Raw genomic sequence first — 23,725 nt, forward strand, 5'->3', positions numbered from 1 at the left:
TGGTTCATCTGACTGTCACAGACCATTGTTAGCGACGACGGCAGCAGATGCACGAGGAGGGTACCGCTTTGACATCGCTTGCGATGATCGATGCCAGAGACGTCTCGAAGTCGTACCACCGCGGCGTGCCGGTTCTCGACGGCATCACGCTGTCGCTGCGGCGCGGCGAAATGGTAGCGCTGATCGGTGCGTCAGGCTCGGGCAAATCGACATTGATCCGCGCGATTGCCGGGCTGACGCCGATCGACGGTGGCCGCACTGGCGGCGCGGCCGGCCGTATCGAAGTGATGGGCCAGCCGATCCAGCAGGACGGTCGCCTCAACAGGAATCGTGGCCTGCGGGTGCGCATGGGCGTGATCTTCCAGCAATTCAATCTCGTGCCGCGGCTTTCGCTGCTCACCAACGTCTGCTTCGGCCTGCTGGGCCGATTGCCGGTTCTGCGCGGAACATTCGGTCTGTTCAGTTCGGACGACAAGCGCGTCGCCATGCAGGCGCTGGCGCGGGTCGGAATCGCCGAACATGCGCTGAAGCGCGCCAGCGACCTTTCCGGCGGCCAGCAGCAGCGCGCGGCCATCGCGCGTTCGTTGGTCCAGGGGGCCGAGCTGTTGATTGCGGACGAACCGATCGCCTCGCTCGATCCCGCCTCCGCCCGTCGCGTCATGGATCTGCTTGCGGACATGAACCGCGATGACGGGCTGACGGTGCTGATCTCGCTGCATCAGGTCGAATACGCCCTGAAGTATTGCGCGCGCACGATCGCGCTCAAGGCCGGCAAGGTCGCCTATGACGGTCCGTCCTGCGCTTTGACACCGGCTTTCCTCAATCAAATCTACGGTGCCGAGTCCGAGGAGCTGTTTCTGCCCTCGTTCGACGCGCGAACGCGGCAGGAACGCCAGGACGGCGACGGATTGTCCGGGGTACGCATGCCGGCGAAGCTGCCGGCTTTTGAGATCGAACGGCTGTCCGCCTGACAACGGGCGCGGACTCGTTCTTGACGTCACCAGGAAATGCAACGCATTCAACCAGGAGAAGCGATATGCGCAAGCTAGCTCTGACCGGCATGGCCTTGGCCGCGGCGGCCGGCATCACGGCCAACGTTGCCCGCGCCGAGACGACTGAACTCAATTTCGGCATTATCGCGACCGAAGCGAGCACCAACCTCAAGACCGTCTGGCAGCCCTTCCTCGACGCGATGGCCAAGGGAACGGGATTCAAGGTCAACGCCTTCTACGCTTCGGACTATGCCGGCGTGATCGAAGCGATGCGCTTCAAGAAGGTACAGGTGGCCTGGTTCGGCAACAAGTCGGCGATGGAGGCGGTCAACCGTTCGGACGGCGAGATTTTTTCCAAGTCGGTCGATTCGGACGGCAACCCCGGTTACTGGTCGCATCTCATCGTCCACAAGGATTCGCCGCACAAGAATCTGGATGACGTCCTCAAATGCGACAAGTCGATCGACTTCGGCATCGGCGATCCAAACTCGACCTCGGGTTTTCTTGTCCCGACGAGCTACATTTTTGCTGCCAAGAACGTCGATCCGAAGGCCTGCTTCAAGACGGTTCGCAATGCCTCGCATGAGGCGAACGGCATGGCCGTGGCGAACAAGCAGGTCGAAGCCGCGACGAACAACAGTGAAAGCCTGCGCCGCCTGGAAGTCACTGCTCCGGAAGCCCGCAAGAATATCCGCGTGATCTGGACCTCGCCGCTCATTCCGAGCGATCCGCTCGTCTGGCGCAAGGATCTGGCCGTGGACGTCAAGACCAAGCTCTACACCTGGCTCTTGAGCTATGGTCGGATCGGAACACCGGAAGAGATCGCTTCCGCGAAGAAGGTCATGGCGGGTCTGCAATGGGCGCCGTTCATTCCGTCGTCGAACGACCAGTTGCTTCCGATCCGCGTCCTTGAAGCGAACAAGTCGATCATGAAAATCAAGGGTGATGCGAAGCTGTCGGCGGAAGCGAAAGCCGCAAAAATCGCCCCGCTCGAGGCCGATATCAAGGCGTACCAGGCAGCGGCCGATAAGGCCGAGAAGGGCGCACTCATGCGACAGGTCGCGCAGTTCAACGAGGCTGACAAGGCCAACGATCAGGCCAAGCTCAAGAAGCTGATCGGCGAGTTCGCGGCGAACGCCGCGACCGCGCCAACCAACTGACGCTGGCGAGGGGCGCCGCCTGGCGCCCCTCGGTCGTAATGCCATGACAGACACCGTCGCACCCATCGAAAACCGGCCGCTACGACAGGCCGAAGAGCCTGCAATCCCGCACTATCCCCTGGCACGACGGGTGCGTGGCTGGCTGGGCTGGGCGCTCGTTTTCGGCCTGCTGGCCTGGAGCTGGGCTCCGGCCGAAATGTTCCGTGCGTCGGCGCTATTCACCGACTGGCGCAACATGGCCGAGTTCGGCAGTGCCTTTCTCCATCCGAATTTCCACGAGTGGCAACAATATCTCGCCGACATGGTGGTGACGATCCAGATCGCGATCTGGGGCACCGCCCTGGCAGTCGTGTTCGGCATTCCGTTCTCAATTCTCTGTTCGGTCAATGTATGTCCGGCATGGATCGTGCAGCCCGTGCGGCGACTGATGGACTCCTGCCGGGCGATCAACGAGATCGTGTTCGCGCTGTTGTTCGTCGTGGCGGTGGGTTTGGGTCCGTTCGCCGGTGTGATGGCGCTTTTCGTTCATAATCTCGGTGTGTTTGCCAAGCTGTTCTCCGAAGCGGTCGAGGCGGTCGATCCGCGGCCGGTGGAGGGCATTCGCGTGACCGGCGCGGTGCGCACGCAGGAAGTGATCTTCGGCGTCATTCCGCAGGTGCTGCCGCTGTGGAGCTCGTTCACGCTCTACCGGCTGGAGACGAACGTGCGCTCGGCGACGACGCTCGGCATCGTCGGTGCCGGCGGCATCGGCCAGACCCTGTACGAGAGCATCCGTAGTTTCCAGTACTCCGATACGGCCGCGCAGATCATTATTGTAGTCGTCACCGTGATCGTGCTCGATCTCGTCAGCGCCCGCATTCGTAAGGCGCTGGTTTGATCGTTCGCGCAAAATCGCCGATCTTCAGGTGCTCTCGACCAGAAACTGAACCCTTTCCGCGGCGAAGCGCACCCGCTTGGTGATCAGTGGCCGGCCTTCGGCATCGACGTCGGTGGAATCGACCACGAGGATCGGGCGTCCGAGCGCGAGGTCGAGCCGCGCGGCATCGGTCGCATCGACGATCCCGGCGGTGATCCGCGTCGAGGCGCGGCGATAGTCGCGGATGCCGTAATGCGCCAGCAGCTTGGTCATCGAGCGCGCGCCGGCATAGACGCGGCCCGCGTCGGGAAATCTTTCCGCCGATAGCCAGTGCGTGCCGATGCAGATCGGCGTGCGGTCGGCAAGGCGTAGCGCCTCGATGCGGATCAGCGGCGCGCCGGCTTTCAATCCCAGCTCGCGCGCCAGATCGCGGCTGGCGATCTCCTCCGACGCCTCGATCAACTGTCCGCGCGGCTCTCGGCCGCCGGCGCCGACGATCTCGGAGAAGCGCGTGCGTGAGCGCAGGGGATAGGCGAGGCGAGGGGCCTCGATATAGGTGCCGCTGCCGCGCTCGGCGCGCACCAGTCCGCGCTCGGCCAGCGCCGCGAGCGCGCGGCGTACCGTGTGGCGATTGACGCGATAGGTTTCGGCGATTTCCATTTCGCCGGGCATTTTTTCGCCGGCGACAAAGCGGCCGTCCGCGATGTCACGCTCGATGCCGTCAGCCACCTGGCGCCACAGCGCCACGCCGGAGGCGATGTCGGTCGTCGTCATGGCGCGTCGTCTCGAGCGCGAACCGGGAAAATCATCGGCCTGTCACGAAAGCTTCATGCAGCGTCGGTATCTAAGTTGTCTAGTAGCATAGACAACTTGAGGACGGCAAGGCTGCAATGGGCGCAATCGCCGACGAGGCCATCAACGTACGGCGCAAGGCCGCGATGACGGTGCTTGCGAGTGCCGGCGGCGAGGAGATCGAGCGCTGCCTGAAAGCGATCGAACTGCCGGAATATGTCGATCTTCGCGAACCCGAAAACGGACTCGTGATGGTGCGCGGAAGAATCGGCGGCGACGGGGCTCCGTTCAACCTCGGCGAAGCCACGGTGTCTCGCGCGGCCGTTCGGCTTGCCAGCGGCGAAGTGGGCTTCGGCTACACGCTCGGCCGCGATCTCGAGAAGGCGCGGATGATCGCGCTGTGCGACGCCATGGTGCAGTCACGAGACGCCGAGGCAGTGGAGGCGATTGTGCTGGCGCCGTTGCGGGAGCAGATGCTGGCGACGCGCAGTCGCAAGTCCGCGGAGGCCGCGGCGACGCGGGTCGATTTCTATACGATGGTGCGCGGCGAGGGGTGAGCGATGGTGACGGTCGCTGAAATGCCGGCGGGTTTTGCGGAAAAGGTCCTGTCCGCGCAATCCACCTTCCGCTCCGTGATGGACGCGATGGCGCGCCCGGGGAGCGTGCAGCGCGTCCGGGCGGCGGCTGGAACGCCCGGTCCCATGATGCCCGGCACGGCCGCGATTGCCCTCACCTTGTTCGATCACGACACGCCGGTCTGGCTCGACCGCGCGATGTCGGCGACCCCCGATGTCGGCAAATGGCTGAAATTCCACACCAGCGCGCCCGTCGTCGCGGACACCGCCGCAAGCCACTTCGCCGTGATCGGCGACCCGCAGGAGCTGCCGCCGCTCGATCGCTTTTCCCTGGGGAGCAACGAGTATCCCGACCGCTCCACCACGCTGATCCTGCAGGTCGACAGCGTCACCGCGGGGCCGGCCTTTGAGCTGACCGGTCCCGGCATCGACGGCACCGCGCTGTTGCAGACGACGCTCCCGGCAGGCCTGTTCGAGCGGCTCGCCATCAATGCGGTCCTGTTCCCGCGCGGCATCGACGTCGTGCTGGTGCATGACGACGCCGTTGTCGCGATCCCCAGAACCACGCGGCTCGCCGCGCATGGAGCCTGAGCCATGTATGTCGCCGTCAAGGGCGGGGAGCGCGCCATCGAGAACGCCCATCGCCTGCTGGCGCATGAGCGCCGCGGCGATCGCGGCGTGGCGGAGATTTCGCTGGCGCAAATCGCCGAGCAGCTCGCCCTCGGCGTCGATCGCGTGATGACCGAGGGGTCGCTCTACGACCGTGAATTGGCGGCGCTCGCCATCAAGCAGGCGCGCGGCGACCTCATCGAGGCGATCTTCCTGGTGCGCGCCTTCCGTGCCACGTTGCCGCGGCTCGGGGCGACCGAGCCGGTCGATACCGGCACCATGCAGGTGCGCCGCCGTATCTCCTCGACCTTCAAGGACATTCCGGGCGGCCAGGTGCTCGGGCCGACCTTCGACTACACCCATCGGCTGCTCGATCCGCAACTGGCGGAAGGCGGCGCGCCCGAGGTACCCGCGACCGCTGCACCGCTGATGCCGATGCCGCGCGTGACCGATATTCTCGGCCGCGACGGCCTGATCGAGTCCTCGCCGCCGATGGATGCCGATACGCCGGTCGGCGATCTCACCCGCGAGCCTCTCGGCTTTCCGGCCGACCGCGATCTGCGTTTGCAGAACCTTGCCCGCGCCGACGAGGGTTTTTTGCTCGCGCTCGGCTATTCGACCCAGCGCGGTTACGGCCGCAGCCATCCCTTTGCCGGCGAAATCCGCTTCGGCGAGGTCGAGATCGAGTTCGTCGCCGAGGACGCCGGCTTTGCCGTACCGCTCGGCGCGATTGCGATGACCGAATGCCAGATGGTCAACCAGTTCAAGGGCTCGGCCACGGAAGCGCCGTGCTTCACGCGCGGCTATGGTCTCGCCTTCGGGCAGAGCGAGCGCAAGACCATGTCAATGGCATTGGTGGATCGTTCACTGCGCGCGCGCGAGCTTGCGGAAGATATCGCCGCGCCGGCACAGGACGAGGAATTCGTCATGTCGCATTCCGACAATGTTCAGGCGACCGGCTTCGTCGAGCATCTCAAGCTGCCGCATTACGTCGACTTCCAGTCCGAGCTTGGCCTGCTGCGCAAGCTTCGTGCGGAATTCTTTGAGGCCGCGGGCGCCGAGCCGATGCAGGAGGCCGCGGAATGAGCGCGACGGCCTACAATTTCGCCTATCTCGACGAGCAGACAAAACGGATGATCCGCCGTGCGATCCTGAAGGCGATCGCGATTCCCGGCTATCAGGTGCCGTTCGCCAGCCGCGAAATGCCGATGCCCTATGGCTGGGGCACCGGCGGCGTGCAGGTCACCGCGGCGATCCTCGGTCCCGACGACGTCCTGAAAGTGATCGACCAGGGTTCGGACGATACCACCAACGCGATCTCGATCCGGAAATTCTTCGCCAGGACCGCAGGCGTCGCCACCACGACCTCGACCGCAGAGGCGAGCGTGATCCAGACCCGGCACCGTATTCCCGAGGCGCCGCTGCATGCGGGCCAGGTGCTGGTCTATCAGGTGCCGATCCCCGAGCCGCTGCGCTTTCTCGAGCCGCGCGAGACCGAGACGCGGCGTATGCACGCGCTCGGCGAATACGGGCTGATGCATGTCAAGCTGTACGAGGATATCGCGCGCTTCGGCCACATCGCGACTTCCTACGCCTATCCGGTCAGGGTGAATGAGCGATATGTGATGGACCCGTCGCCGACGCCGAAGTTCGACAATCCCAAGATGGACGACTGCGCGGCGCTGCAGCTGTTCGGCGCGGGCCGCGAGAAGCGGATCTACGCCATCCCGCCGCACACCAGGGTGGCGTCGCTCGACTTCGAGGATCACCCGTTCACACGCTATCGATTCGACGCACCCTGCGCGTTGTGCGGGGCGGATGATTCCTATCTCGACGAGATCGTCACCGACGACAAGGGCAGCCGGATGTTCGTCTGCTCCGATACCGACTACTGCGACGGCCGGCAGGCGGCCGGCCATTGCGGCACCGAGAGCGCGGCTCCGCACAAGGAGAGGGCGCATGGCTGAGCGTTTGGCCGGGAACGACGAGCCGCTGCTGGTTGCCGAAGGTCTCGGCAAGAACTACGGGCGGTTGACGGCCTGCCGCGACATCTCCTTTGCGCTCTATCCCGGCGAAGTATTGGCAGTGGTCGGTGAATCCGGCTCCGGCAAGTCGACGCTGCTGCAGCTGCTGTCGGCGCAGCTAAGCCCAAGCGCGGGCCGCGTTTCCTACCGCATGCGCGACGGCGTGCTGCGCGACCTGGCGTTGCTGGGCGAGGCCGAGCGGCGCTTCCTGTTCCGCACCGATTGGGGCTTTGTGCATCAGGACCCGGCGCAGGGCCTGCGAATGGCGGTTTCCGCCGGCGCCAATGTCGGCGAACGACTGATGGCGGTCGGCTGGAACCACTATGGCCGCATCCGCGAGGCGGCGTCGAACTGGCTCGAGCGCGTCGAGATCGAGACTTCCCGCATCGACGATGCGCCGCGAACCTATTCCGGCGGCATGCGCCAACGTCTGCAGATCGCGCGCAACCTCGTCACCGAGCCGCGCCTCGTCTTCATGGACGAGCCGACCGGCGGCCTCGATGTGTCGGTGCAGGCCCGCCTGCTCGACCTGATGCGCGGCCTCGTCGGCGAGCTCGGCCTTGCCGCCGTCATCGTCACCCACGATCTCGCGGTCGCACGCCTGTTGTCGCATCGCGTAATGGTGATGAAGGGCGGGCAAGCGATCGAGGCCGGCCTGACAGACCAGGTGCTCGACGACCCTCGCGAGCCCTATACGCAACTGCTCGTCTCCTCGATCCTGCCGCCATGAGCGTTGCGATGACCTCGATGATCGAACTCGAAAACGCCGAGAAGACCTTCACCATGCACCTGCAGGGCGGCATCGAGCTGCCCGTGGTGCGCGGCGTGTCCCTTCGCGTCGACGCTGGCGAATGCGTCGTGCTGTCCGGCCCTTCCGGGGCGGGAAAATCGTCGATCCTGAAGATGATCTACGGCAACTACCGCTGCGACGGCGGCCGTATCGGCATCCGCCATCGGGGTGCGGTGATCGATCTGGCAAGAGCCGAGCCGCGCCAGGTGCTCGGCGTCAGGCGCTCCACGATCGGCTATGTCAGCCAGTTTCTGCGCGCGGTGCCGCGGGTGGCGACCATCGACGTGGTCGCCGAGCCTCTGATTGCAAATGGCGTCACCCGGGAGGACGCGCGCGAGCGCGCAGGCCTGCTTCTGCGCCGTCTCAACATCCCCGAGCGGCTGTGGCGTTTGCCGCCCTCGACCTTCTCCGGCGGCGAGCAGCAACGCGTGAACATCGCCCACGGCTTTGTCACCGACTATCCGATCCTGCTGCTCGACGAGCCGACCGCGTCGCTCGATGCCGCTAATCGTGCCGTTGTCGTCGAGCTGATCGACGAAAAGAAGCGCAGGGGCGTCGCGATGGTTGCGATCGTCCACGACGATGAAATCCGCCGGGAAATCGCCGATCGCGTCGTCGACGTGACGGCTTTCGCCGCGGCGGGATGAGGGAAGACTGAAATGACTTCGACGAAGTCCGAAACCGTTCTGGGCAACGCCCGCCTGGTTCTTGCCGATCGCGTGATCGAGCAGGGCTGGATCGCGCTTGCCGACGGTCGCATCGCCGAATTCGGCGAGGGCAAGGCGCCCGCCGGCAGCGAAGACGCCCGCGGCGACCTCGTGATGCCCGGCCTGATCGAGCTGCACACCGATCACCTCGAGGCACACTACGTGCCGCGCCCCAAGGTATTTTGGGACGCGACGGCAGCTGTCGTCTCCTACGATGGCCAGCTCGCCACCTCCGGCATCACCACCGTGCTGGATTCCCTGCGCGTCTGGCGCGAGGACGGCGCGGAGGATGTCGATGGCCGTGCGGGCGTGCTTGCCGCCGCCATCACTTCGGCGCGCGAGGCGGACCTGCTGCGCGCCGATCACTTCCTGCATCTGCGCTGCGAGATCCCGATGCCCGACGTCGTCGAGGAAGCGAAGGAGCTGATCGACCGACCTGATGTCCGGTTGATGTCGCTGATGGACCACACGCCCGGCCAGCGCCAGTTCCGTGACGAGGTGAAGCTGCGCGACTATTACCGCGGCAAGAGCGGCGGCATGACCGACGCCGAGCTTGACGTGCTGTTCGCGCGGCGGTTTTCCTATCAGAAGGCCTATGCCGCGACCAATATGCGCGCGATCGTCGCGCTCGCGCATCGGTACGGGATTCCGCTTGCGAGCCACGACGACACGACGGAGGAGAACGTGGTGGATGCGATCCGCGATCGTGTGGCGGTGGCGGAATTTCCGACCACGATGGAGGCTGCGCGCGGCCTGCACGAGGCGGATATCGACATCCTGATGGGCGCGCCGAACGTGGTGCGCGGCGGCTCGCATTCCGGCAACATTGCCGCGGTCGATCTCGCCCGCGAGGGCCTGCTGGATATCCTTTCCTCGGACTACATCCCTTCGAGCCTGCTGATGGCGGCGCTGCAGCTGCCGCGCGACGTGCCGGCGATCGATCTCGCCTCCGCCGTGCGCACGGTGACGAAGACGCCCGCCGAAGCCGTGGGGTTAGCCGACCGCGGCGAGATCGCAACCGGCAAGCGTGCGGATATCATCCGCGTACATGTTGCCCGCGACATCCCGGTCGTGCGCAGCGTCTGGCGGGAAGGGCGGCGCGTGGCATGAGCGAGGCGCCGTCGATCTGCGAACCGCACGCCGCCACGGCGATCGGACCCGGCAGGCTGGTGCTGGTCGTGGGCCCGAGCGGCGCCGGCAAGGATACGCTGCTGGGCCTTGCGCGGGCCGCCTGCGCCGAAGATTCCAGCATCGTGTTCGCGCGTCGCGTGGTGACGCGCGAAGCCTCCAGCGCCGAAGACAACGAGCAGATGAGCCTGGACGCGTTTCGCGTGGCGCGAGCGCAGGGCACCTTTGCCGTCCATTGGGAAGCGCATGGCCATGCCTACGGCCTGCCGCGCGGCATCGACGACGACATCCGCGCCGGCCGCACCGTGGTCGCCAACGTCTCGCGGACCGTGATCCCGGCGTTGCGCCGGGCCTACGCCAATGTCGTGGTGGTTTCGATCACCGCGCCTGCGGACGTGCTTGCCCGGCGCCTCGCGATGCGCAGCCGCGGAACCGACGGCAACATCGCGCGGCGGCTGGCTCGCAGCGTCGAGGATATCGAGCCTGACGCCGCCATCGTCAATGTCTCCAGCGCCGAATATCATGCGCGCCAGTTGCTCCGCATCATCGGCAGAAGCGAGTGAGACCGGGCACGCTGTGCGGAGAGGGCCATGACGGTCATCCCGACGATCGGACAACCGGGCGATCCAGGGCGAACAGCACAGCCTGCCTTGCGCGGTCACTCGTCAGCGGCAACCCGAGCTGGGATTGCGCTCGTGACGAGAGCTAGTGCGCCAAGAGAACGGGGCGCGCCGAAGCGTTCTTAAGGATGTGGCGCGTGGCCCCGCCCAGAAGCATCTCGCGCAGGCGGCTATGGGAATAGGCGCCCATGACCAGCAGGCCGGCTTCATGCTCTGCCCCCGCTGCGAGCAGCGTATCGCCCACCGAGCGCAATTCCGGTGCAACCACCTGCGCGGTCGCACCGATGCCATGACAGCGCAAATAGGCAAGCAGCTCGGCCTGTGAGGCTTGGCGATTGCTGGCGGCCCGATCAACGCTTATGACCTGCACTGATTTGGCGAGTTGCATGAACGGTATGGAAGCCGAGACCGCGTGCCAGCATTCCGGGCTCTCGTCCCAAGCGATCATCACGCTGTCGGTCAGATCATTCTGCAGGCGAGCCGGCGCCAACAGCACGGGGCGACGGGTCTGCAGCAGCGATTGCTCGGCAATGGCCATCAGCGATTCCATCACAGTGGCGCTTGCGGCGACCATTAGGTCGAAGGCAGCGGCCCGTCGCACCGCGATTTCCACATACGATCCCTCGGCTTCGCGCCAGGATGCCGCGAGCGGGCTGCCGGGCTCGTCGCTCGCCGATAGCATCGGGATGCCGACTACCGCGCAGGCTTGCGCGAAAACCTCGCGCGCATCCCGCGCAGCTCGCTCCCGTTCCTCGGCGTGCCAGCTCACCGCGGCGGTCGCCGTTCGTCCCATTTCGGCGACCGTTAGGCCGCCACGCGTGACCGGCGGCGGTGGCGGCTCGCTGATGAACAGTGCCTGGACGTGAGCCCCCAACGCCTTCGCGGCAGACAGAGCCGTTTCAATTTGACCGGAGTGACTGGCCGAGCCGGGAAGTGGAACCAGGATTCGCTTGATACTCATGAGAGCCTCCTCCGATGCCGCCGCGCAATCCCGCCCAATTCATAACTCCCGGAATCACCCCAAAGTTCCGGAGACCAGCAGGTTCCAGTTGCCGACTTTGGTCATCGATGTCCGGTGTGGGTAAAGCGCGACTTCGCGATAGGGGCCGCTATCGGTTCAGCGGATGTTGCGAAGCGGGTCGACCGTTGATGGGCCGTTCGACGACAAGCGCACCGCTCTGTGCGGCCTTTGCTTGCGATAATGTAGCCAAATCTACGACATGTCGCGTGTCTGAATCCAGTCGTGGTCGGAAGGCGTGGCGGGGGGAGCTCGGCCATTGCATGAGAAGCGGGAATCATTTGCGCACTGAGCCCTTCAGTTTCTGATCCCGAGCCATAAACCATGGCAGCAGGCAACGAAAATCAGCGCTTCTGGTGCGGTGCTCCGCAGCGCTTCACGATCAAGAGCGAATCTTTGAAGGAGTGCATCCAAACTGCTCGTGAAACTTCCGAGAAAAGTGCGCGAGGCTCTTGAAACCCCAATGATAGGCAATTTCCGAGACGGGTGCCCTCAGACGATCGCGCCTCAGAAGATGCTCTTTGCATCGTTGTAGACGCAACCGGATAATCGTTTCAGAGAGAGATTCCGCTTCTTGGCCAAAGAGCCGATGGACTTGGCGCACACCCAGTCCGACCTCGTCGGCTATCAGCTGAGGACTCAAGTTGGGATCGCGAAGATTGGCGAGTATGAACTGCTTGATTCGGTTGATCATCAATAGCTGGTAGTTGGTGCATTCGCTTCTCGTGGTCGCGTAGGCAAGTTCCAACCCATTCCAGACTTCCGCTTCTACTATCTGATCGAGCCCGCCGACTTCGCTGAACGGATGATGCCGAGCCAGGATCTTCCGCAGGGTGGCGGATACATGTCGGCCCGCGCCGAGCGAAGCGTCAAGGCAAAATGTCTTCGTTAGATCCCAAGCCGGAAAGCGCTGTCGGAAATCCTCGCCGCGAACCTCGAATATGACGTGCCGCATCTCACCCGGGAAACCATGCATGTACGGCCGGTTCGTATCGTATAGAACGCAGTCTCCCTCGTTGAGTACGAGACAGTCGTTGGCCCTGTTGATGAAGGCCTTGCCGCGGACCAGCAGAATGAGAAAAACCGCATCCTTTTCGATCTTGCGGACCAGTTCCGGGGTGCGCTCGACGACGTGCTGGCCCCCCGCGATATCGATTAGCTTGGTCGCTCCAAGCTCGACGTACTGAAACTGCGCTTTAAGCCCGGTTGGCTCGAGCGATGTGCATCGAAGCCCTACGACCCGGTCGGCGCATTTTTCTTCCCAGAAGCTAATTCGACGGCGCGCCGGAACGGCCGCTGTATCGAATTTGATCGTCCCGCCCACCCGGCGCCGCTCTGCAAGGCGAAGTGCTTGCATGCCCCCTCCCGATCTTAGCCATGTTTTCCAACATGCTAGCCGGTCGGGCAGACCGCTTCAACGGCAATGCAGCCCCTCCGGCCTGCCTTCAAGGTTGGCAGCCGGCAGGGATACAACTGGCGGTGCTCCGGCCGCGGCCTGGAGCAGGGCGGGGACCTTACTCCTGATCTACGAGTATCTTGATGTTTGCTGGATCGTTCAACAGACGTTCGAAGCCACCCCGAACGACGTCGCCCAACTCGATTTCGCGCGTCACGATGCGAGAGGGATCGAACACTCCGCCAGCGACGAGGGCAATGAGATCCGTGTAGACGTGCCGGTAGCCGACACTCGAGACCAGATCAATCTCGCGGTTGACGAGACGGAAAGCGTCGATCGTCGGCGGCTTGCCGAACAGTCCGACGAGGACGAGACGTCCTCCCTTTCGCAGGACGTTGAATGAACTTGTGAGTGCGGACTGCACGCCGACCGCTTCGAAGGAGATGTCGACGTCCCGTACGTGATCGGAGAGGGATTGGTCGTGAGTATTTACCGTAAGCGTCGCGCCGAGGCGACTTGCCAGTTGCAGACGTGCATCGGTTAGATCGCTGACCGCAATTTCGCGCGCTCCCGCGACCTTGGCGAGTTGGACGATCAACAGGCCAATGGCGCCGGCGCCCACCACGGCGCAACGCATTCCAGGACCCAAACCGCTCCGTCGGACTGCATGTAAGGCAACCGCCGCCGGTTCGAGAACTGCAGCTTGGGTAAAGGACACCTCATCCGGCAAGGGGTGAGCCATGTAGGCGGGGATCACGGCCTCTTCGGCCATGCCACCGTCGCCCATCAGCCCGGCAAACCCCATGGATACACACAGATTGTACTCTCCACGTAGACAAGCATCGCAGCACCCACACCGGTATTCCGGTTCGATCGCTACACGTTGATCTATGCGGAAACCGGTAACCTCGCTTCCAACTTCGGCCACGGTCCCGCAGAATTCATGCCCCAGAATGATTGGCGCCTTTCGCTTGGAAAGGGGGTGTTCCTCCGTTACCGGAATAGCGTGAGGACCGTTGACGTATTCATGGAGGTCGCTCCCACAAATCCCGCATTTTGCGACCCTGATGCGCAACTCTTTCGCGAAAAGAGCTGCGCTCTGCCGAGTTTCCACCCTGACGTCGCGCGCTCCGTACCATACTGCCGCGGAAAACTGACGGTGTTGCACGACAAGCCCTCAGCGGATCAGCTTATCGACATAGGCTGCTCCGATGCCGACTTTCTCGTAATGTTTGCGTGCCAAATCGATGTACATATGGACATCGAAATATCCATCCGGATCGCCCTTCTCATCGAGCCAGATCAGTGGCCCGGTGACATTGAACTGAACCCGCATGGGCTCGTCGCTCTCGTACGCTATGAGCGTGTGTCCCTCGCCGGGAGTCTCGTAAACGAAGTCGCCTGCGGTCGCTGTCCAGTCGTGCTCGAGATACCCCCATTTGCCCGATATCGTGTAGGCGAAAACCTGATGGGGATGGTAGTGGCGATTCACCAGCCCCGCCTTCTTCGCCATCAGGATATCGCACCATCTATTCTGCGAAGGCGAGATCCAGAGGGGGCGAGTTGAGACGGTTTCGGTGAACGGCACATAGTAGCGTTCGTCGTCGATCGGAGCATTGTGGATGTAGACTTCAGGCTGTGCGTCCGGCTGAAAGACCTTCTCGATTGGCTTGATGATCTTCCAGAACTCGGTTGTTGCCGCCTCAGGCATCGGAATCCTCCTCTCGAATTCAATTGTCCCGATCACTGTTGCACGAATGTCGGCGGCACTGTTGCGCGCGGCTTGATCCACAGGGACACATCGGTTTGCTGACAGCGACTTACCCTTCCCCGGGCAGGGACAACCCGGGTTGCTTCAGTTAAGAAGCCTGAATTCTGCTGCAGATCGCCGCTCTGAATCGGCGACTTCGCAGATGCAAGGTGGCGACGGCTTCGCCGTGAGGGCGAAGGGTGAGGGGGAAAACGAAGCAGGAGGGAGCGTGGCGCCAGGACATCGGGGAGCGGCGTGCAACTCGTTTGTGTCCTAGCCGGGCTGCGTCCGAGTCCAAGACGCGTTTTGCGCAGCCAGCCTACTGTCCGGCTGCACGATAACCCGAGAAACGGATCGCGTCTCCCGCACCGAGGCCAGCGCGCCAAGGGGCAAGGGGACTGCGCAAACAAACATTCGTGCCGAAATTTCAGCGCGCCCACCGCGGAGCTGGGCATGGGAGGGAAGCAAATGAAGTTCAGGAACTGCATTCTTGCAATGACAGTGGGATTGCTGGGGCTGTGCATCGGCAGCGCAGCTCACGCGGCAGATCCGAAATGCGGCGCCAACACCGGCAAGGCCGCCGCTGGCGAACCGATCGTCATCGGAGGCATCGTCAGCGTCACCGGACCGGATAATTTCAGTTCGTCGGGACAGGCTGCTGCTGCGTATTTCAAGTGCCTGAACGCCAATGGTGGCGTGAATGGGCGGCCCATCAAATACCTGCTCGAGGATGACGCCTGGAATCCGGAGCAGTCGTCGCAGGTCGCGGTCAAGCTGATCCGCGATCAGAAGGCAGTCGCGCTGGTCGGCAATATGAGCTTCGTCGATTGCGGCGCCAATCAAGGCATTTACGAGAAGGATGACATCATGGTCATCGCCGGTGTCGGCGTGCCTCGTGATTGCTTCTTCCAGAAAAACTATGCGCCCACCAACGCTGGCCCGCGGGTGAGCAACACCAAGGCCGTGATGGACGTGGCGCAATCTCACGCCGGCAAGATCAAACGCGTCGTATGCATCGCACCGAACATTCCCAACCTTGGTGAATGGTCCTGCACCGGTGCAGTCGCCTGGATCAGGAAGCAGGGCGGCGACGGCAAGATCATCACCTTCGATCCGGGCTCGCTCGATGCAACCTCGATCGTCCTCGAGGCGATGGCGTTCAAGCCGGACGTAATCAGCGTTGGAACTCCCAAGGGGCTCGCCGTTCCGATCTTCGCTGCCGCAGAAGAGCAGGGGCTTGCCGACAAGGCGCATTTTACCGGCCCGGCATCGCTCTACAACTTGGACTTCCCTCGCGCGATCGGCAAGTATTGGGACGGCAAGGTCACCGTAGATATGGAGCTGAAGGGCGCCGACGCTGGAACGCCGGACATGCAGAACTGGCTCGCTGTCATGGGGAAGTACGGGCAGGCTTCCGATCCGCGCGATACCTTCTCTCAGGCGGGGTATTTGGCCGCTCGCGTCACGGCCGAAACGCTGCTGAAGATGGACCCGGCCAAGATCGACCGGCGCTCGGTGACCGCGGCCTTGCGGGGCATCAAGCGCTTTGAGAGCGACATGCTGTGCTCGCCCTGGTACGTCGGCGACGGTTCTCGTCACAACGCCAATCACGCGGGACCGGTATCCCTGGTCAAGAACGGCAAGCTGGTGCCGAAGAATGTATGTATCGAGTCGGAAGATCCCGAACTCGACGACGTGCGCGCGTACGAGAAGACGATCGGCATCGCGAAGTAAGCGGTCATGCCCGATTTCACGCCCTTTCTCGTCGCCGGTCTGGCTACGGCAGCGACCTACGTGCTGTCCGGAGTCGGCATCGTGGTGCTCTACCGGTCTTCGGGCGTGGTCAATTTCGCCCAGGGCGCCGTCGGCGCCCTGGCTGCCTTCATATCCTGGTCGATCGTCGAACGCGGCGGCCCGGCCAGCTTTTCCTGGATGGCCGGAATAGTCGCTGCGGCCGGACTTTCGCTCTTTTACGGCCGCGTGATCGCGCCTCGATTGGCTTCCAGCGATCCGATCATGCGCGCCGTGGCGACGCTCAGCTTCGCGCTTATCCTGCTTGGCTTCATGGGCTTCGTTTGGGGAGAGGCGCCACGGCGACTTCGGCTGCCAACAGACACGATGAGCTTCGAGCTGTTGGGAGTCCGGATCACGATGACGCGGGCGATCGCGTTCGGCCTGGGCGTATTGGCCACCATCGCCGTCATGCTGTTTCTCGCACGTAGCCGTATTGGGCTCCAGATGCGTGCTCTCGCAAACAGTCGCGATCTTAGCGCCATGCTGGGGGTACGTGTATTTCGCGTCGATGCGTGGGCGTGGGCGATCTCCGGCGTGTTGGCAGGCGTCAGCGGCATCTTGCTGGCAGACTTGCAGCGCCTCAGTGGGCAAGCCCTCACTTTCGCGGTGATTCCGGCAGTTGCCGCGGCTGTGGTGGGCCGCTTCGCCTCGCTTCCTGCGACAGTTGCCGGTGGCCTCGCTATCGGCGTTTGCGAGGCTCTGCTGACGCCGGTGCCGATCGTCGGACCGTTCCGTACGGCGGTGCCATTTCTTTTCGCGGTCGGCGCGTTGCTGTGGATGCAGCGCAGAATCACCTTTGCCTACAGGTGAGCCGACATGACCGATCGAAGTATGGAGGTAGCCTCGCTCATTCCCGCCACCCAGTTCCCGCTTCGAGCAGGCATCGTCGGCGCCGGTGCGCTCATTGCCCTGTATGTGCTGCCGGCCACGCTGAGCGACTATTGGCTGCGGACGTTGATCTCGGCGTCGGCGCTGACCATTGCAAGCCTTAGCGTCAGCCTGCTTTTCGCCCAGCTCGGAATGGTTTCGCTGGCTCAGTTCGGTCTGCTTGGCGTCGGCGGATGGTTCGCGCTGCGAATATCGCACGGCGTGGGCGTGCCGTTCGAATTTGCGCTTCTGACCGGGGGAGTGGCATCTGCATCGGTCGGGCTCATTATCGGTCTTCCCGCGCTGCGCATGCGGGGGCTGTACCTTGCGATCATAACCTTGATGATGGCTGGCGCGATTCAGGTCTTGATCAGCGCGTTTGGTTTTCCGGATGGCGGCTCGGGCATTCTGGGCAAGAGTACCGGCACGCGAATGATGATGGCGCGTCCGCTCCTCGCGCAGAATGATGAGGCTTATCTGCGCTACGCTATCGTCGTCGTCGGACTTTGCTACGTTCTTGTGCTTGTCCATGTTCGCGGCCGACCTGGTCGCGCCTGGGCAATGATTCGGCGCAGCGAGGTCTGCGCGTTCGCTGGAGGCGTCAACATCGTCGCCTACAAGGTGTGGGCGTTTGCGCTCGCCGGCTTTCTGGCCGGCATCGCAGGAGGCCTGCTCGCGGGAGGCGTTGGGCAACTCGATGCAAGTGCCTTCCCCGCCAGCCAGTCGATTATGCTATTCGCGCTGACTATCGTGGGCGGGGCCTATTCGTGGGCGGGCCCGATCATCGCCGGGCTGTTGTTACGGGCGCTTCCGGCGCTGCTGAACGATCTTCGTGTCGACGGCAACATCGCAACCATGGTGTTTGGCATTGGCCTGCTGCACGCGCTGATCAGCGCCCCCCATGGCCTGGCCGGACAATTGCAGGACTTGATCAAGCGGGTTCGCGGTCGCCTGGCTGGAAAACAACAGGCCGCGCCATGATCGAGATCGACGACTTGACCGTGAAGTTCGGGGGCGTGCGCGGGCTGAGCCAGCTAACCGCAAGCCTGGCCGAGCCTGTCACCGGTCTGGTCGGGCCGAACGGTGCGGGAAAGACGACCTTGATCAACGTTCTTTCCGGCTTCGTAAGGCCAGCGACGGGGAGCGTCCGGGTCGACGGCCGGGACTTGAACGGCATTCCGATTCACAAGCGCGCGGCGTTTGGAATTCGTCGTACGTTCCAGAACGAGCAGGTGGTCGAGAATCTGACCGCAAGCGACAACGTCGCTGCGGTGCTCGACAATGTGCCGGGCGACGGCCGGCCGCGACGGCAGTCGATCGAGGCTGCGCTCGAATTCGTCGGTCTTTCCGCCGAACGCGATACGCTCGGCAACGATCTCAACGCCTATCAGAGGCGCATGCTCGAGATTGCCCGTGCAACCGTTGGACGGCCCCGTCTCGTCATGATGGATGAACCAGGAGCTGGTCTTGCGCAGCATGAGAGTGAGCATCTGCGCAACGTCATCAAGCGGATAAACGGATACTGCGGCGCGCAAGTGCTCCTGGTCGATCATGACGTCGACTTGATCTCTGCAACATGTGCAGCAACGCTTGTGCTCGACTTTGGTTCTGCGATTGCTTGCGGTCCGACCCAGGATGTCCTGGCCGATCCGAAGGTCAGGGCAGCTTACCTCGGCGTCCTGGAGGAGGTGACGTGAGCGCCGGGTTGTCAGTGCAAGGCCTCAAGGTCGCACGGAACGGTAAGGCCGTCCTGCACGCGATCGATCTTGACATCTTGCCGGGAAAGATTACGGCGCTGCTTGGCGCCAACGGTGCGGGCAAGAGCAGCCTCGTTCTCGCCATAGCGGGCGTATTGCCCGCGACCGGCGGCGCGATCGCCGTCGACGGTCAGTCCATCGTTGGAATGAGACCGGAGGCCGTTCGTGCCAGCGGCATTGCCGCCGTGCCCGAAGGGCACCAGGTACTCGGCGACCTGAGCGTCGAGGACAACCTCAAGGTGGCAGGAAGTCATCTGACGAGGGCCGGACTCAGATCGGCCCTCGAGGTGGCGCTCGGCACCTTTCCCGAGTTGCGCGACCGGCTACAGGCGCGGTCCGGCAATCTGTCGGGCGGGCAACAGCAAATGGTGGCGCTCGCGCAGGCCGTCATCGCGAGACCTCGATATCTCCTTGCTGACGAGCTGTCGTTCGGCTTGGCGCCTGTGGTGGTCGCCCGGTTGGTTCCGGTCCTGCAGAACCTCGCTTCGCAGGGGGTAGGCGTTCTCTTGATCGAGCAGTTTACCCACATCGCACTGAAAATCGCGGACAAGGCGTACGTGATGGAGCGCGGCATGATTTGCTTCGCCGGTTTGCCACAGGACTTGATCAGCAATCCGGAAATTCTCCACAGCGCTTATCTCGCCTGAGTTTAGTTGCGCTGCACGATGAAGCCGTTCGAGGCTGTGGCGCCAAGCTGCTGTTTTCGCGGCCGGCTCAAACGCCGTTGACACGGCCTGGCAGTTGCTTAACATGTTATCAAAACAAGTCGCCGAGACGGCTTCCAGGGAGGAGCGCATGCAGCTCCAGGAGTTTAGCAGCTGGACTCCCGAGATATGGAGTCCGGCTCCCTTCGACGAGTGGAAAGACAAGCTGCAGTCCGTCTGCGGCCGCTTCACCCCGTTCGAATGGGAGGAGCGTCATTCCGTGAACGGCGGCGTCATCCTGCGTGATGCTGCGGGTATGGAGATCGTCCAGGTCGCCACCGACGTCGAAGCGGTTCGCCGCGAGCAGCACGACATTCGCCTCGACTATGGAGAGTATTTCTTCCTGCTGGTCCAACTCCAGGGCGTTTGCGGGATCGAACAGCAGGGGCAGCAGAGCATCATCTCGCCGGGTGACTGCATCCTGGTCGATTCCTCGTTGCCGTCGAACTTCTACTTCAATGGCGAGTTCAGCAATCATTTGTCCGTGCATCTACCGCGACAGCTACTGCTCGCGGAGAAACCCAATGACATCGACGCCTCTCGGCGCCTCGGCGCCGAAGATCCGATGTCGAGCATGTTGCGTGCGCTGATTGCCAAGATGCTGCAGACGCCGGCAAGTCACAAGCGTTGCGGCGAATTGCGGCAACTGCTGCTGCATGCGACGCGGCAAGCCTTTGCAACGGATGCGCCGGATGTGCCGCTATGTCCGAGAGAGCGTGTCTCCGGGCGGCTGGAGTTTGCGCGGACGCTCGTCGACCGACACCTTACGGCCGAGTGGTTGACGCCGCAGTGGCTCGCCAATCGGCTCGGCGTTTCCATGCGCACGCTCCAGGAAGATTTCAACGCCGTCGGAACGACGGTCACGAGCTTCATCCGTGACCGCCGGCTGCACCTCGCAAAGGAGCGGCTTGTCGAGAAGCAGCGCCGCGGCCTCGGCGAGGGCACGACGATTGCCGAGATCGCCTTTTCCTCCGGCTTCAACGACATTTCATACTTCAACCGCTGCTTCAAGAAGGCGTTCGACTGTTCGCCAAAGGACGTCGTACGCAAATAGCCTTGCGCTTCCGTCCAATTGAAGCTGCGCTCTTTTCCAAGACAGCCCACGCGGGATCGTCTTTGCTCGACCTACAAATTGGGAGGGCATTTCATGCAGCGCTGGAGCTTGCTGATCGACGGTCGTCAGGTCGCGACCGACGGCTTTCAGGACGTGATCAACCCGTCCACCGGCGGCACTGTCGGTACTATGCCAGTTGCGAGCGCCGGAGATCTCGATGCCGCCGTGGCAGCCGCGTCGAAGGCCTTTTCCACCTGGAAAGATCTTCCTGACGCCGAGCGTGCCGAGGCGTGCCGCGCGGTTGCAAAGGCAATCGACGCCCATTCGGAGGAACTGGCCCGATTGCTGACGCTCGAGCAGGGCAAGCCGCTGAATGGCCTGGGCTCGCGGTTTGAGATCGGCGGCGCAGTCGCCTGGACGCGCTACACGGCCGAGCTGTCGATGCCGGTCGAGATCTTGCAGGACGGGGCCGAGGGGCGCGTCGAGCTTCATCGAAAGCCGATTGGCGTGATCGGTTCAATTACGCCCTGGAATTGGCCAGTCATGATCGCATGCTGGCATATCATTCCGGCGATCCGCGCCGGCAATACCGTGATCATCAAGCCCTCGCCGCTGACGCCGCTGAGCACGATCCGGCTGGTCGAGCTCATGAACCGGGAACTCCCGCCAGGCGTCGTGAACGTCATCACGGGCGAGAACGAGATAGGCAGCCTGATGTCGTCGCATCCCGGCATCGCGAAGGTGACCTTTACGGGTTCGACCGCGACGGGGCGCAAGATCATGCAGAACGCGGCGAGTACCCTCAAGCGGCTGACGCTGGAGCTCGGCGGCAACGATGCCGGAATCGTGCTGCCGGACGCCGAGCCGAAGAAGATCGCCGAGGGGGTGTTCTGGGGTGCCTTCATCAACTGCGGCCAGACCTGCGCCGCGCTGAAGCGGCTCTACGTTCACGACAGCCTCTACGATGAGGTGTGCCGCGAGCTCACGGCCTATGCGAAGCAGGTCGTGATCGGCGATGGGCTGTCGGATAGCTCGACCCTCGGCCCGGTTCAGAACCGCCGCCAGTTCGAGATCGTTTCATCCTTCGTCAACGAAGCGCGCGACAAGGGCGGTCGCGTGCTGGTCGGCGGAGATCCATCAGATGGGCCGGGATGGTTCTATCCAGTGACGCTCGTCGCCGACGTGGATCACGGCTGTCGCCTGGTGGACGAAGAGCAATTCGGACCCGCACTCCCGATCATTCGCTACAGCGACATCGACGAAGCAGTCAGCAAGGCGAACTCCAGCTCGATGGGGCTCGGTGGCTCCGTCTGGGGTTCCGATCCGGAGAACACGAAGCGCGTCGCACAACGGATCGAAGCTGGTTCGGTGTGGATCAACAAGCATGGCGCAATCCAACCCAATGCGCCGTTTGGCGGGGTCAAGCAGTCCGGATTCGGAGTCGAATTCGGTCTGGAGGGGCTGAAGGAATTCACGACGGTTCAAACCGTCTTCTGCTGACCAGGTCGGAAGACGCTCGTCCATTGGGGGAGGGACATGCAGGAGTTCGACTATATCATCGTGGGTGGCGGTTCGGCGGGGTGTGTTCTGGCGTCGCGCCTGACGGAAGACCCGAGCAAGCGTGTCCTGCTCATCGAAAGCGGACAACGCGACACCGACAAGTACATCCACATACCCGCAACCTTCTTCAAGGTCCTCGAAAAAGGACGTGACGCGCTGTTCTATGCGTCTGAGCCGGAAAAGGGCTTGAACGGTCGCCCCTCTATTGTGCCCCAGGGTCATGTGCTCGGTGGCGGCAGTTCAGTGAACGCGATGGTTTACATTCGCGGCTCGCGTCAGGACTACGACACCTGGGCGCAAATGGGCTGTCGAAACTGGAGCTATGACAAGGTGCTCCCGGTCTTTCGCGATCTGGAAAGCAACAAGAGGCTCTCGGGGGAGTACCATGGTGTCGACGGCGAATTGACCGTTTCGGACAGGTCTTATGGCCATCCGTTGTCCTGGGCATTCATACGCGCTGCTCAAGAGGCGGGCATGCCCTACAACGAGGACTTCAACGGCGGAAGGCAAGAGGGGGTCGGCTTCTATCAGGCCACCACGATCAACGGTCGCCGCCGCAGTTCTGCCGAGGCTTTTCTGCGAAAGGCGGAGGGGCGATCCAATCTGGCGATCAGGACCGCAACCCGAGTCCACAAAGTCGAGTTCGAGGGCAAGCGGGCAGTGGGTGTTCTGCTCGAAGACGGATCGAAGCTCAAGGCGCGGTGTGAAGTAATCCTTGCGGCGGGCGCGCTCGCCACGCCAAAGATCCTGCAATTGTCCGGCATCGGGCCGTCGGCGCATCTGCGCGAGCACGGGATCGAAGTGGTCGTCGACCTTCCGGGCGTCGGCGAAAACTATCAGGATCATCTGGAAGCGACCGTCCAGTGCGAGACCAAGGACCCGATCTCGATGTTTGGGGAGGACAAGGGTCTCCGTGCGGCGTCGCATATGCTCCAGTACATCCTTACGAAAACTGGACTGCTGACGTCGACTGTTGTGGAGTCAGGAGGTTTTGCCGATACCGCCGGTACAGGAGAGCCGGACGTCCAATTTCACGTGCTGCCGACTTTCGTCGGATTTGCCGACCGGTTGGCCGAGCCGGGACACGGCATCTCGATCGGTCCCTGCGTTTTGCGTCCACAGTCGCGCGGGTCGGTTCGATTGCGTTCACCCCGTCCTGGCGACAGCGCATTGTTCGTTGCGAATTCGCTCGCCGAGCAGGCCGACGTCGATACGCTTGTGCGGGGCGTGCAACTTGCCATCCGTATCACGGAGGCGCCTTCGCTGGCTCGCCTGATAAAGCGCCGCGTCCTCCCGAAGCCGGGATTGGAGAAAGACGTCGAAGCTCTTCGCGAATACGTGCGGTCGATCTCGAAGACAGTCTTTCACCCCTCGGGTACGGCAAGAATGGGCGCCCCCGCAGACCCCATGGCTGTGGTTTCGGAAGATTTGCGGGTACGGGGCGTGGAGGGTCTTCGCGTCGCGGACGCTTCCATCATGCCGCGTCTCGTGTCAGGAAACACGAACGCGCCGACGATGATGATCGGGGAGCGGGCTGCTCGCTTTATTCTGGGCAAGGAGGCCGCGGCGTAG

24 protein-coding genes are annotated in these 23,725 nt (G+C 63.1%); 19 read left to right on the forward strand and 5 right to left on the reverse strand.

Features of this window, described 5'->3' with window-relative positions:
* Window positions 1-68: 68 nt before the first annotated feature.
* The 3 genes from phnC (at window position 69) to phnE (ending at window position 3,029) form a co-directional block, all read left to right on the forward strand.
* Window positions 69-971 carry a phosphonate ABC transporter ATP-binding protein gene (gene phnC / locus ACT4OC_RS07005; RefSeq protein WP_444838238.1) on the forward strand — a complete coding sequence of 301 codons (903 nt, stop codon included), beginning with the start codon at window positions 69-71 and terminating at the stop codon, window positions 969-971.
* Window positions 972-1,036: 65 nt separating this feature from the next.
* Window positions 1,037-2,152, forward strand: a complete 1,116-nt coding sequence (gene phnD / locus ACT4OC_RS07010) for a phosphonate ABC transporter substrate-binding protein (RefSeq protein ID WP_444838239.1) — start codon at window positions 1,037-1,039, stop codon at window positions 2,150-2,152.
* A gap of 43 nt (window positions 2,153-2,195) precedes the next feature.
* Window positions 2,196-3,029, forward strand: a complete 834-nt coding sequence (gene phnE / locus ACT4OC_RS07015) for a phosphonate ABC transporter, permease protein PhnE (protein ID WP_444838240.1) — start codon at window positions 2,196-2,198, stop codon at window positions 3,027-3,029.
* A gap of 24 nt (window positions 3,030-3,053) precedes the next feature.
* Here phnE and phnF read toward each other — a convergent pair whose 3' ends face one another.
* A complete protein-coding gene (phnF, locus tag ACT4OC_RS07020) occupies window positions 3,054-3,782 on the reverse strand; it encodes a phosphonate metabolism transcriptional regulator PhnF (RefSeq protein ID WP_444838241.1) in 729 nt (242 codons plus the stop codon).
* Between the two features lie 116 nt (window positions 3,783-3,898).
* Here phnF and phnG point away from each other — a divergent pair, with 116 nt between their 5' ends.
* Genes phnG through phnN form a run of 8 tightly spaced genes read left to right on the forward strand, consistent with a single transcriptional unit; the run spans window position 3,899 to window position 10,196 of the window.
* Window positions 3,899-4,357 carry a phosphonate C-P lyase system protein PhnG gene (gene phnG, locus ACT4OC_RS07025; RefSeq protein WP_444838242.1) on the forward strand — a complete coding sequence of 153 codons (459 nt, stop codon included), beginning with the start codon at window positions 3,899-3,901 and terminating at the stop codon, window positions 4,355-4,357.
* 3 nt (window positions 4,358-4,360) lie between these two features.
* Window positions 4,361-4,966, forward strand: coding sequence for a phosphonate C-P lyase system protein PhnH (gene phnH / locus ACT4OC_RS07030; protein WP_444838243.1), 606 nt, complete (start codon window positions 4,361-4,363; stop codon window positions 4,964-4,966).
* Window positions 4,967-4,969: 3 nt separating this feature from the next.
* The gene (locus tag ACT4OC_RS07035; RefSeq protein WP_444838244.1) at window positions 4,970-6,070 is read left to right on the forward strand and encodes a carbon-phosphorus lyase complex subunit PhnI; all 1,101 of its coding nucleotides are present in this window, start codon (window positions 4,970-4,972) and stop codon (window positions 6,068-6,070) included.
* Window positions 6,067-6,951 (forward strand): alpha-D-ribose 1-methylphosphonate 5-phosphate C-P-lyase PhnJ, encoded by an 885-nt coding sequence (locus ACT4OC_RS07040; RefSeq protein WP_444838245.1) that lies wholly within the window; start codon window positions 6,067-6,069, stop codon window positions 6,949-6,951. The genes ACT4OC_RS07035 and ACT4OC_RS07040 overlap by 4 nt, the downstream gene beginning before the upstream one ends.
* Window positions 6,944-7,738, forward strand: coding sequence for a phosphonate C-P lyase system protein PhnK (gene phnK, locus ACT4OC_RS07045; RefSeq protein WP_444838246.1), 795 nt, complete (start codon window positions 6,944-6,946; stop codon window positions 7,736-7,738). Before ACT4OC_RS07040 ends, phnK begins: the two co-directional genes overlap by 8 nt.
* Before the next feature lie 8 nt (window positions 7,739-7,746).
* On the forward strand, window positions 7,747-8,445 hold the full coding sequence (gene phnL, locus ACT4OC_RS07050; protein ID WP_444838247.1) for a phosphonate C-P lyase system protein PhnL: 699 nt from the start codon (window positions 7,747-7,749) through the stop codon (window positions 8,443-8,445).
* Window positions 8,446-8,457: 12 nt separating this feature from the next.
* The gene (locus ACT4OC_RS07055) at window positions 8,458-9,615 is read left to right on the forward strand and encodes an alpha-D-ribose 1-methylphosphonate 5-triphosphate diphosphatase (protein WP_444838248.1); all 1,158 of its coding nucleotides are present in this window, start codon (window positions 8,458-8,460) and stop codon (window positions 9,613-9,615) included.
* Window positions 9,612-10,196, forward strand: coding sequence for a phosphonate metabolism protein/1,5-bisphosphokinase (PRPP-forming) PhnN (phnN, locus tag ACT4OC_RS07060; protein WP_444838249.1), 585 nt, complete (start codon window positions 9,612-9,614; stop codon window positions 10,194-10,196). The genes ACT4OC_RS07055 and phnN overlap by 4 nt, the downstream gene beginning before the upstream one ends.
* 142 nt (window positions 10,197-10,338) lie before the next feature.
* Here phnN and ACT4OC_RS07065 read toward each other — a convergent pair whose 3' ends face one another.
* From ACT4OC_RS07065 to ACT4OC_RS07080, 4 genes are all read right to left on the reverse strand, one after another.
* Window positions 10,339-11,214: a universal stress protein gene (locus ACT4OC_RS07065; RefSeq protein WP_444838250.1), complete on the reverse strand. Its 876-nt coding sequence runs from the start codon at window positions 11,212-11,214 to the stop codon at window positions 10,339-10,341.
* Between the two features lie 439 nt (window positions 11,215-11,653).
* Complete coding sequence (locus ACT4OC_RS07070; RefSeq protein ID WP_444838251.1) at window positions 11,654-12,628, reverse strand: helix-turn-helix domain-containing protein; 975 nt, start codon at window positions 12,626-12,628, stop codon at window positions 11,654-11,656.
* Between the two features lie 157 nt (window positions 12,629-12,785).
* Window positions 12,786-13,835, reverse strand: a complete 1,050-nt coding sequence (locus ACT4OC_RS07075) for a 2,3-butanediol dehydrogenase (protein ID WP_444838252.1) — start codon at window positions 13,833-13,835, stop codon at window positions 12,786-12,788.
* 9 nt (window positions 13,836-13,844) lie between these two features.
* Window positions 13,845-14,378 (reverse strand): 2,4'-dihydroxyacetophenone dioxygenase family protein, encoded by a 534-nt coding sequence (locus ACT4OC_RS07080; protein ID WP_444838253.1) that lies wholly within the window; start codon window positions 14,376-14,378, stop codon window positions 13,845-13,847.
* A gap of 345 nt (window positions 14,379-14,723) precedes the next feature.
* Here ACT4OC_RS07080 and ACT4OC_RS07085 point away from each other — a divergent pair, with 345 nt between their 5' ends.
* The 8 genes from ACT4OC_RS07085 (at window position 14,724) to ACT4OC_RS07120 (ending at window position 23,725) form a co-directional block, all read left to right on the forward strand.
* Entirely contained in the window at window positions 14,724-16,151 is a 1,428-nt protein-coding gene (locus ACT4OC_RS07085; RefSeq protein ID WP_444838254.1) for an ABC transporter substrate-binding protein, read from the forward strand.
* Between the two features lie 6 nt (window positions 16,152-16,157).
* Window positions 16,158-17,021, forward strand: coding sequence for a branched-chain amino acid ABC transporter permease (locus ACT4OC_RS07090; protein ID WP_444838255.1), 864 nt, complete (start codon window positions 16,158-16,160; stop codon window positions 17,019-17,021).
* A gap of 6 nt (window positions 17,022-17,027) precedes the next feature.
* Window positions 17,028-18,059, forward strand: a complete 1,032-nt coding sequence (locus tag ACT4OC_RS07095; RefSeq protein WP_444838256.1) for a branched-chain amino acid ABC transporter permease — start codon at window positions 17,028-17,030, stop codon at window positions 18,057-18,059.
* The gene (locus tag ACT4OC_RS07100) at window positions 18,056-18,775 is read left to right on the forward strand and encodes an ABC transporter ATP-binding protein (RefSeq protein ID WP_444838257.1); all 720 of its coding nucleotides are present in this window, start codon (window positions 18,056-18,058) and stop codon (window positions 18,773-18,775) included. Before ACT4OC_RS07095 ends, ACT4OC_RS07100 begins: the two co-directional genes overlap by 4 nt.
* On the forward strand, window positions 18,772-19,482 hold the full coding sequence (locus ACT4OC_RS07105) for an ABC transporter ATP-binding protein (protein ID WP_444838258.1): 711 nt from the start codon (window positions 18,772-18,774) through the stop codon (window positions 19,480-19,482). The genes ACT4OC_RS07100 and ACT4OC_RS07105 overlap by 4 nt, the downstream gene beginning before the upstream one ends.
* A gap of 148 nt (window positions 19,483-19,630) precedes the next feature.
* Window positions 19,631-20,593 (forward strand): helix-turn-helix domain-containing protein, encoded by a 963-nt coding sequence (locus ACT4OC_RS07110; protein WP_444838259.1) that lies wholly within the window; start codon window positions 19,631-19,633, stop codon window positions 20,591-20,593.
* 93 nt (window positions 20,594-20,686) lie between these two features.
* Window positions 20,687-22,093, forward strand: coding sequence for an aldehyde dehydrogenase family protein (locus ACT4OC_RS07115; protein ID WP_444838260.1), 1,407 nt, complete (start codon window positions 20,687-20,689; stop codon window positions 22,091-22,093).
* Between the two features lie 36 nt (window positions 22,094-22,129).
* A complete protein-coding gene (locus tag ACT4OC_RS07120; protein ID WP_444838261.1) occupies window positions 22,130-23,725 on the forward strand; it encodes a GMC family oxidoreductase in 1,596 nt (531 codons plus the stop codon).

Source organism: Bradyrhizobium sp. (assembly GCF_052389815.1).
Classification (GTDB): Bacteria; Pseudomonadota; Alphaproteobacteria; order Rhizobiales; family Xanthobacteraceae; genus Bradyrhizobium.

What these genes read in the sequence shown, in the direction of transcription:
- ACT4OC_RS07095 (WP_444838256.1), top strand. Translation starts at nt 17,028, where the DNA reads ATGACCGATCGAAGTATGGAGGTAGCCTCGCTCATTCCCGCCACCCAG.
- ACT4OC_RS07115 (WP_444838260.1), top strand. Translation starts at nt 20,687, where the DNA reads ATGCAGCGCTGGAGCTTGCTGATCGACGGTCGTCAGGTCGCGACCGAC.
- ACT4OC_RS07080 (WP_444838253.1), bottom strand. Translation starts at nt 14,378, where the DNA reads ATGCCTGAGGCGGCAACAACCGAGTTCTGGAAGATCATCAAGCCAATC.
- phnF (WP_444838241.1), bottom strand. Translation starts at nt 3,782, where the DNA reads ATGACGACGACCGACATCGCCTCCGGCGTGGCGCTGTGGCGCCAGGTG.
- phnH (WP_444838243.1), top strand. Translation starts at nt 4,361, where the DNA reads ATGGTGACGGTCGCTGAAATGCCGGCGGGTTTTGCGGAAAAGGTCCTG.
- phnL (WP_444838247.1), top strand. Translation starts at nt 7,747, where the DNA reads ATGACCTCGATGATCGAACTCGAAAACGCCGAGAAGACCTTCACCATG.
- ACT4OC_RS07090 (WP_444838255.1), top strand. Translation starts at nt 16,158, where the DNA reads ATGCCCGATTTCACGCCCTTTCTCGTCGCCGGTCTGGCTACGGCAGCG.
- phnD (WP_444838239.1), top strand. Translation starts at nt 1,037, where the DNA reads ATGCGCAAGCTAGCTCTGACCGGCATGGCCTTGGCCGCGGCGGCCGGC.
- ACT4OC_RS07120 (WP_444838261.1), top strand. Translation starts at nt 22,130, where the DNA reads ATGCAGGAGTTCGACTATATCATCGTGGGTGGCGGTTCGGCGGGGTGT.
- ACT4OC_RS07035 (WP_444838244.1), top strand. Translation starts at nt 4,970, where the DNA reads ATGTATGTCGCCGTCAAGGGCGGGGAGCGCGCCATCGAGAACGCCCAT.
- phnG (WP_444838242.1), top strand. Translation starts at nt 3,899, where the DNA reads ATGGGCGCAATCGCCGACGAGGCCATCAACGTACGGCGCAAGGCCGCG.
- ACT4OC_RS07110 (WP_444838259.1), top strand. Translation starts at nt 19,631, where the DNA reads ATGCAGCTCCAGGAGTTTAGCAGCTGGACTCCCGAGATATGGAGTCCG.
- phnN (WP_444838249.1), top strand. Translation starts at nt 9,612, where the DNA reads ATGAGCGAGGCGCCGTCGATCTGCGAACCGCACGCCGCCACGGCGATC.
- ACT4OC_RS07055 (WP_444838248.1), top strand. Translation starts at nt 8,458, where the DNA reads ATGACTTCGACGAAGTCCGAAACCGTTCTGGGCAACGCCCGCCTGGTT.
- ACT4OC_RS07040 (WP_444838245.1), top strand. Translation starts at nt 6,067, where the DNA reads ATGAGCGCGACGGCCTACAATTTCGCCTATCTCGACGAGCAGACAAAA.
- phnE (WP_444838240.1), top strand. Translation starts at nt 2,196, where the DNA reads ATGACAGACACCGTCGCACCCATCGAAAACCGGCCGCTACGACAGGCC.
- ACT4OC_RS07100 (WP_444838257.1), top strand. Translation starts at nt 18,056, where the DNA reads ATGATCGAGATCGACGACTTGACCGTGAAGTTCGGGGGCGTGCGCGGG.
- ACT4OC_RS07070 (WP_444838251.1), bottom strand. Translation starts at nt 12,628, where the DNA reads ATGCAAGCACTTCGCCTTGCAGAGCGGCGCCGGGTGGGCGGGACGATC.
- ACT4OC_RS07065 (WP_444838250.1), bottom strand. Translation starts at nt 11,214, where the DNA reads ATGAGTATCAAGCGAATCCTGGTTCCACTTCCCGGCTCGGCCAGTCAC.
- phnK (WP_444838246.1), top strand. Translation starts at nt 6,944, where the DNA reads ATGGCTGAGCGTTTGGCCGGGAACGACGAGCCGCTGCTGGTTGCCGAA.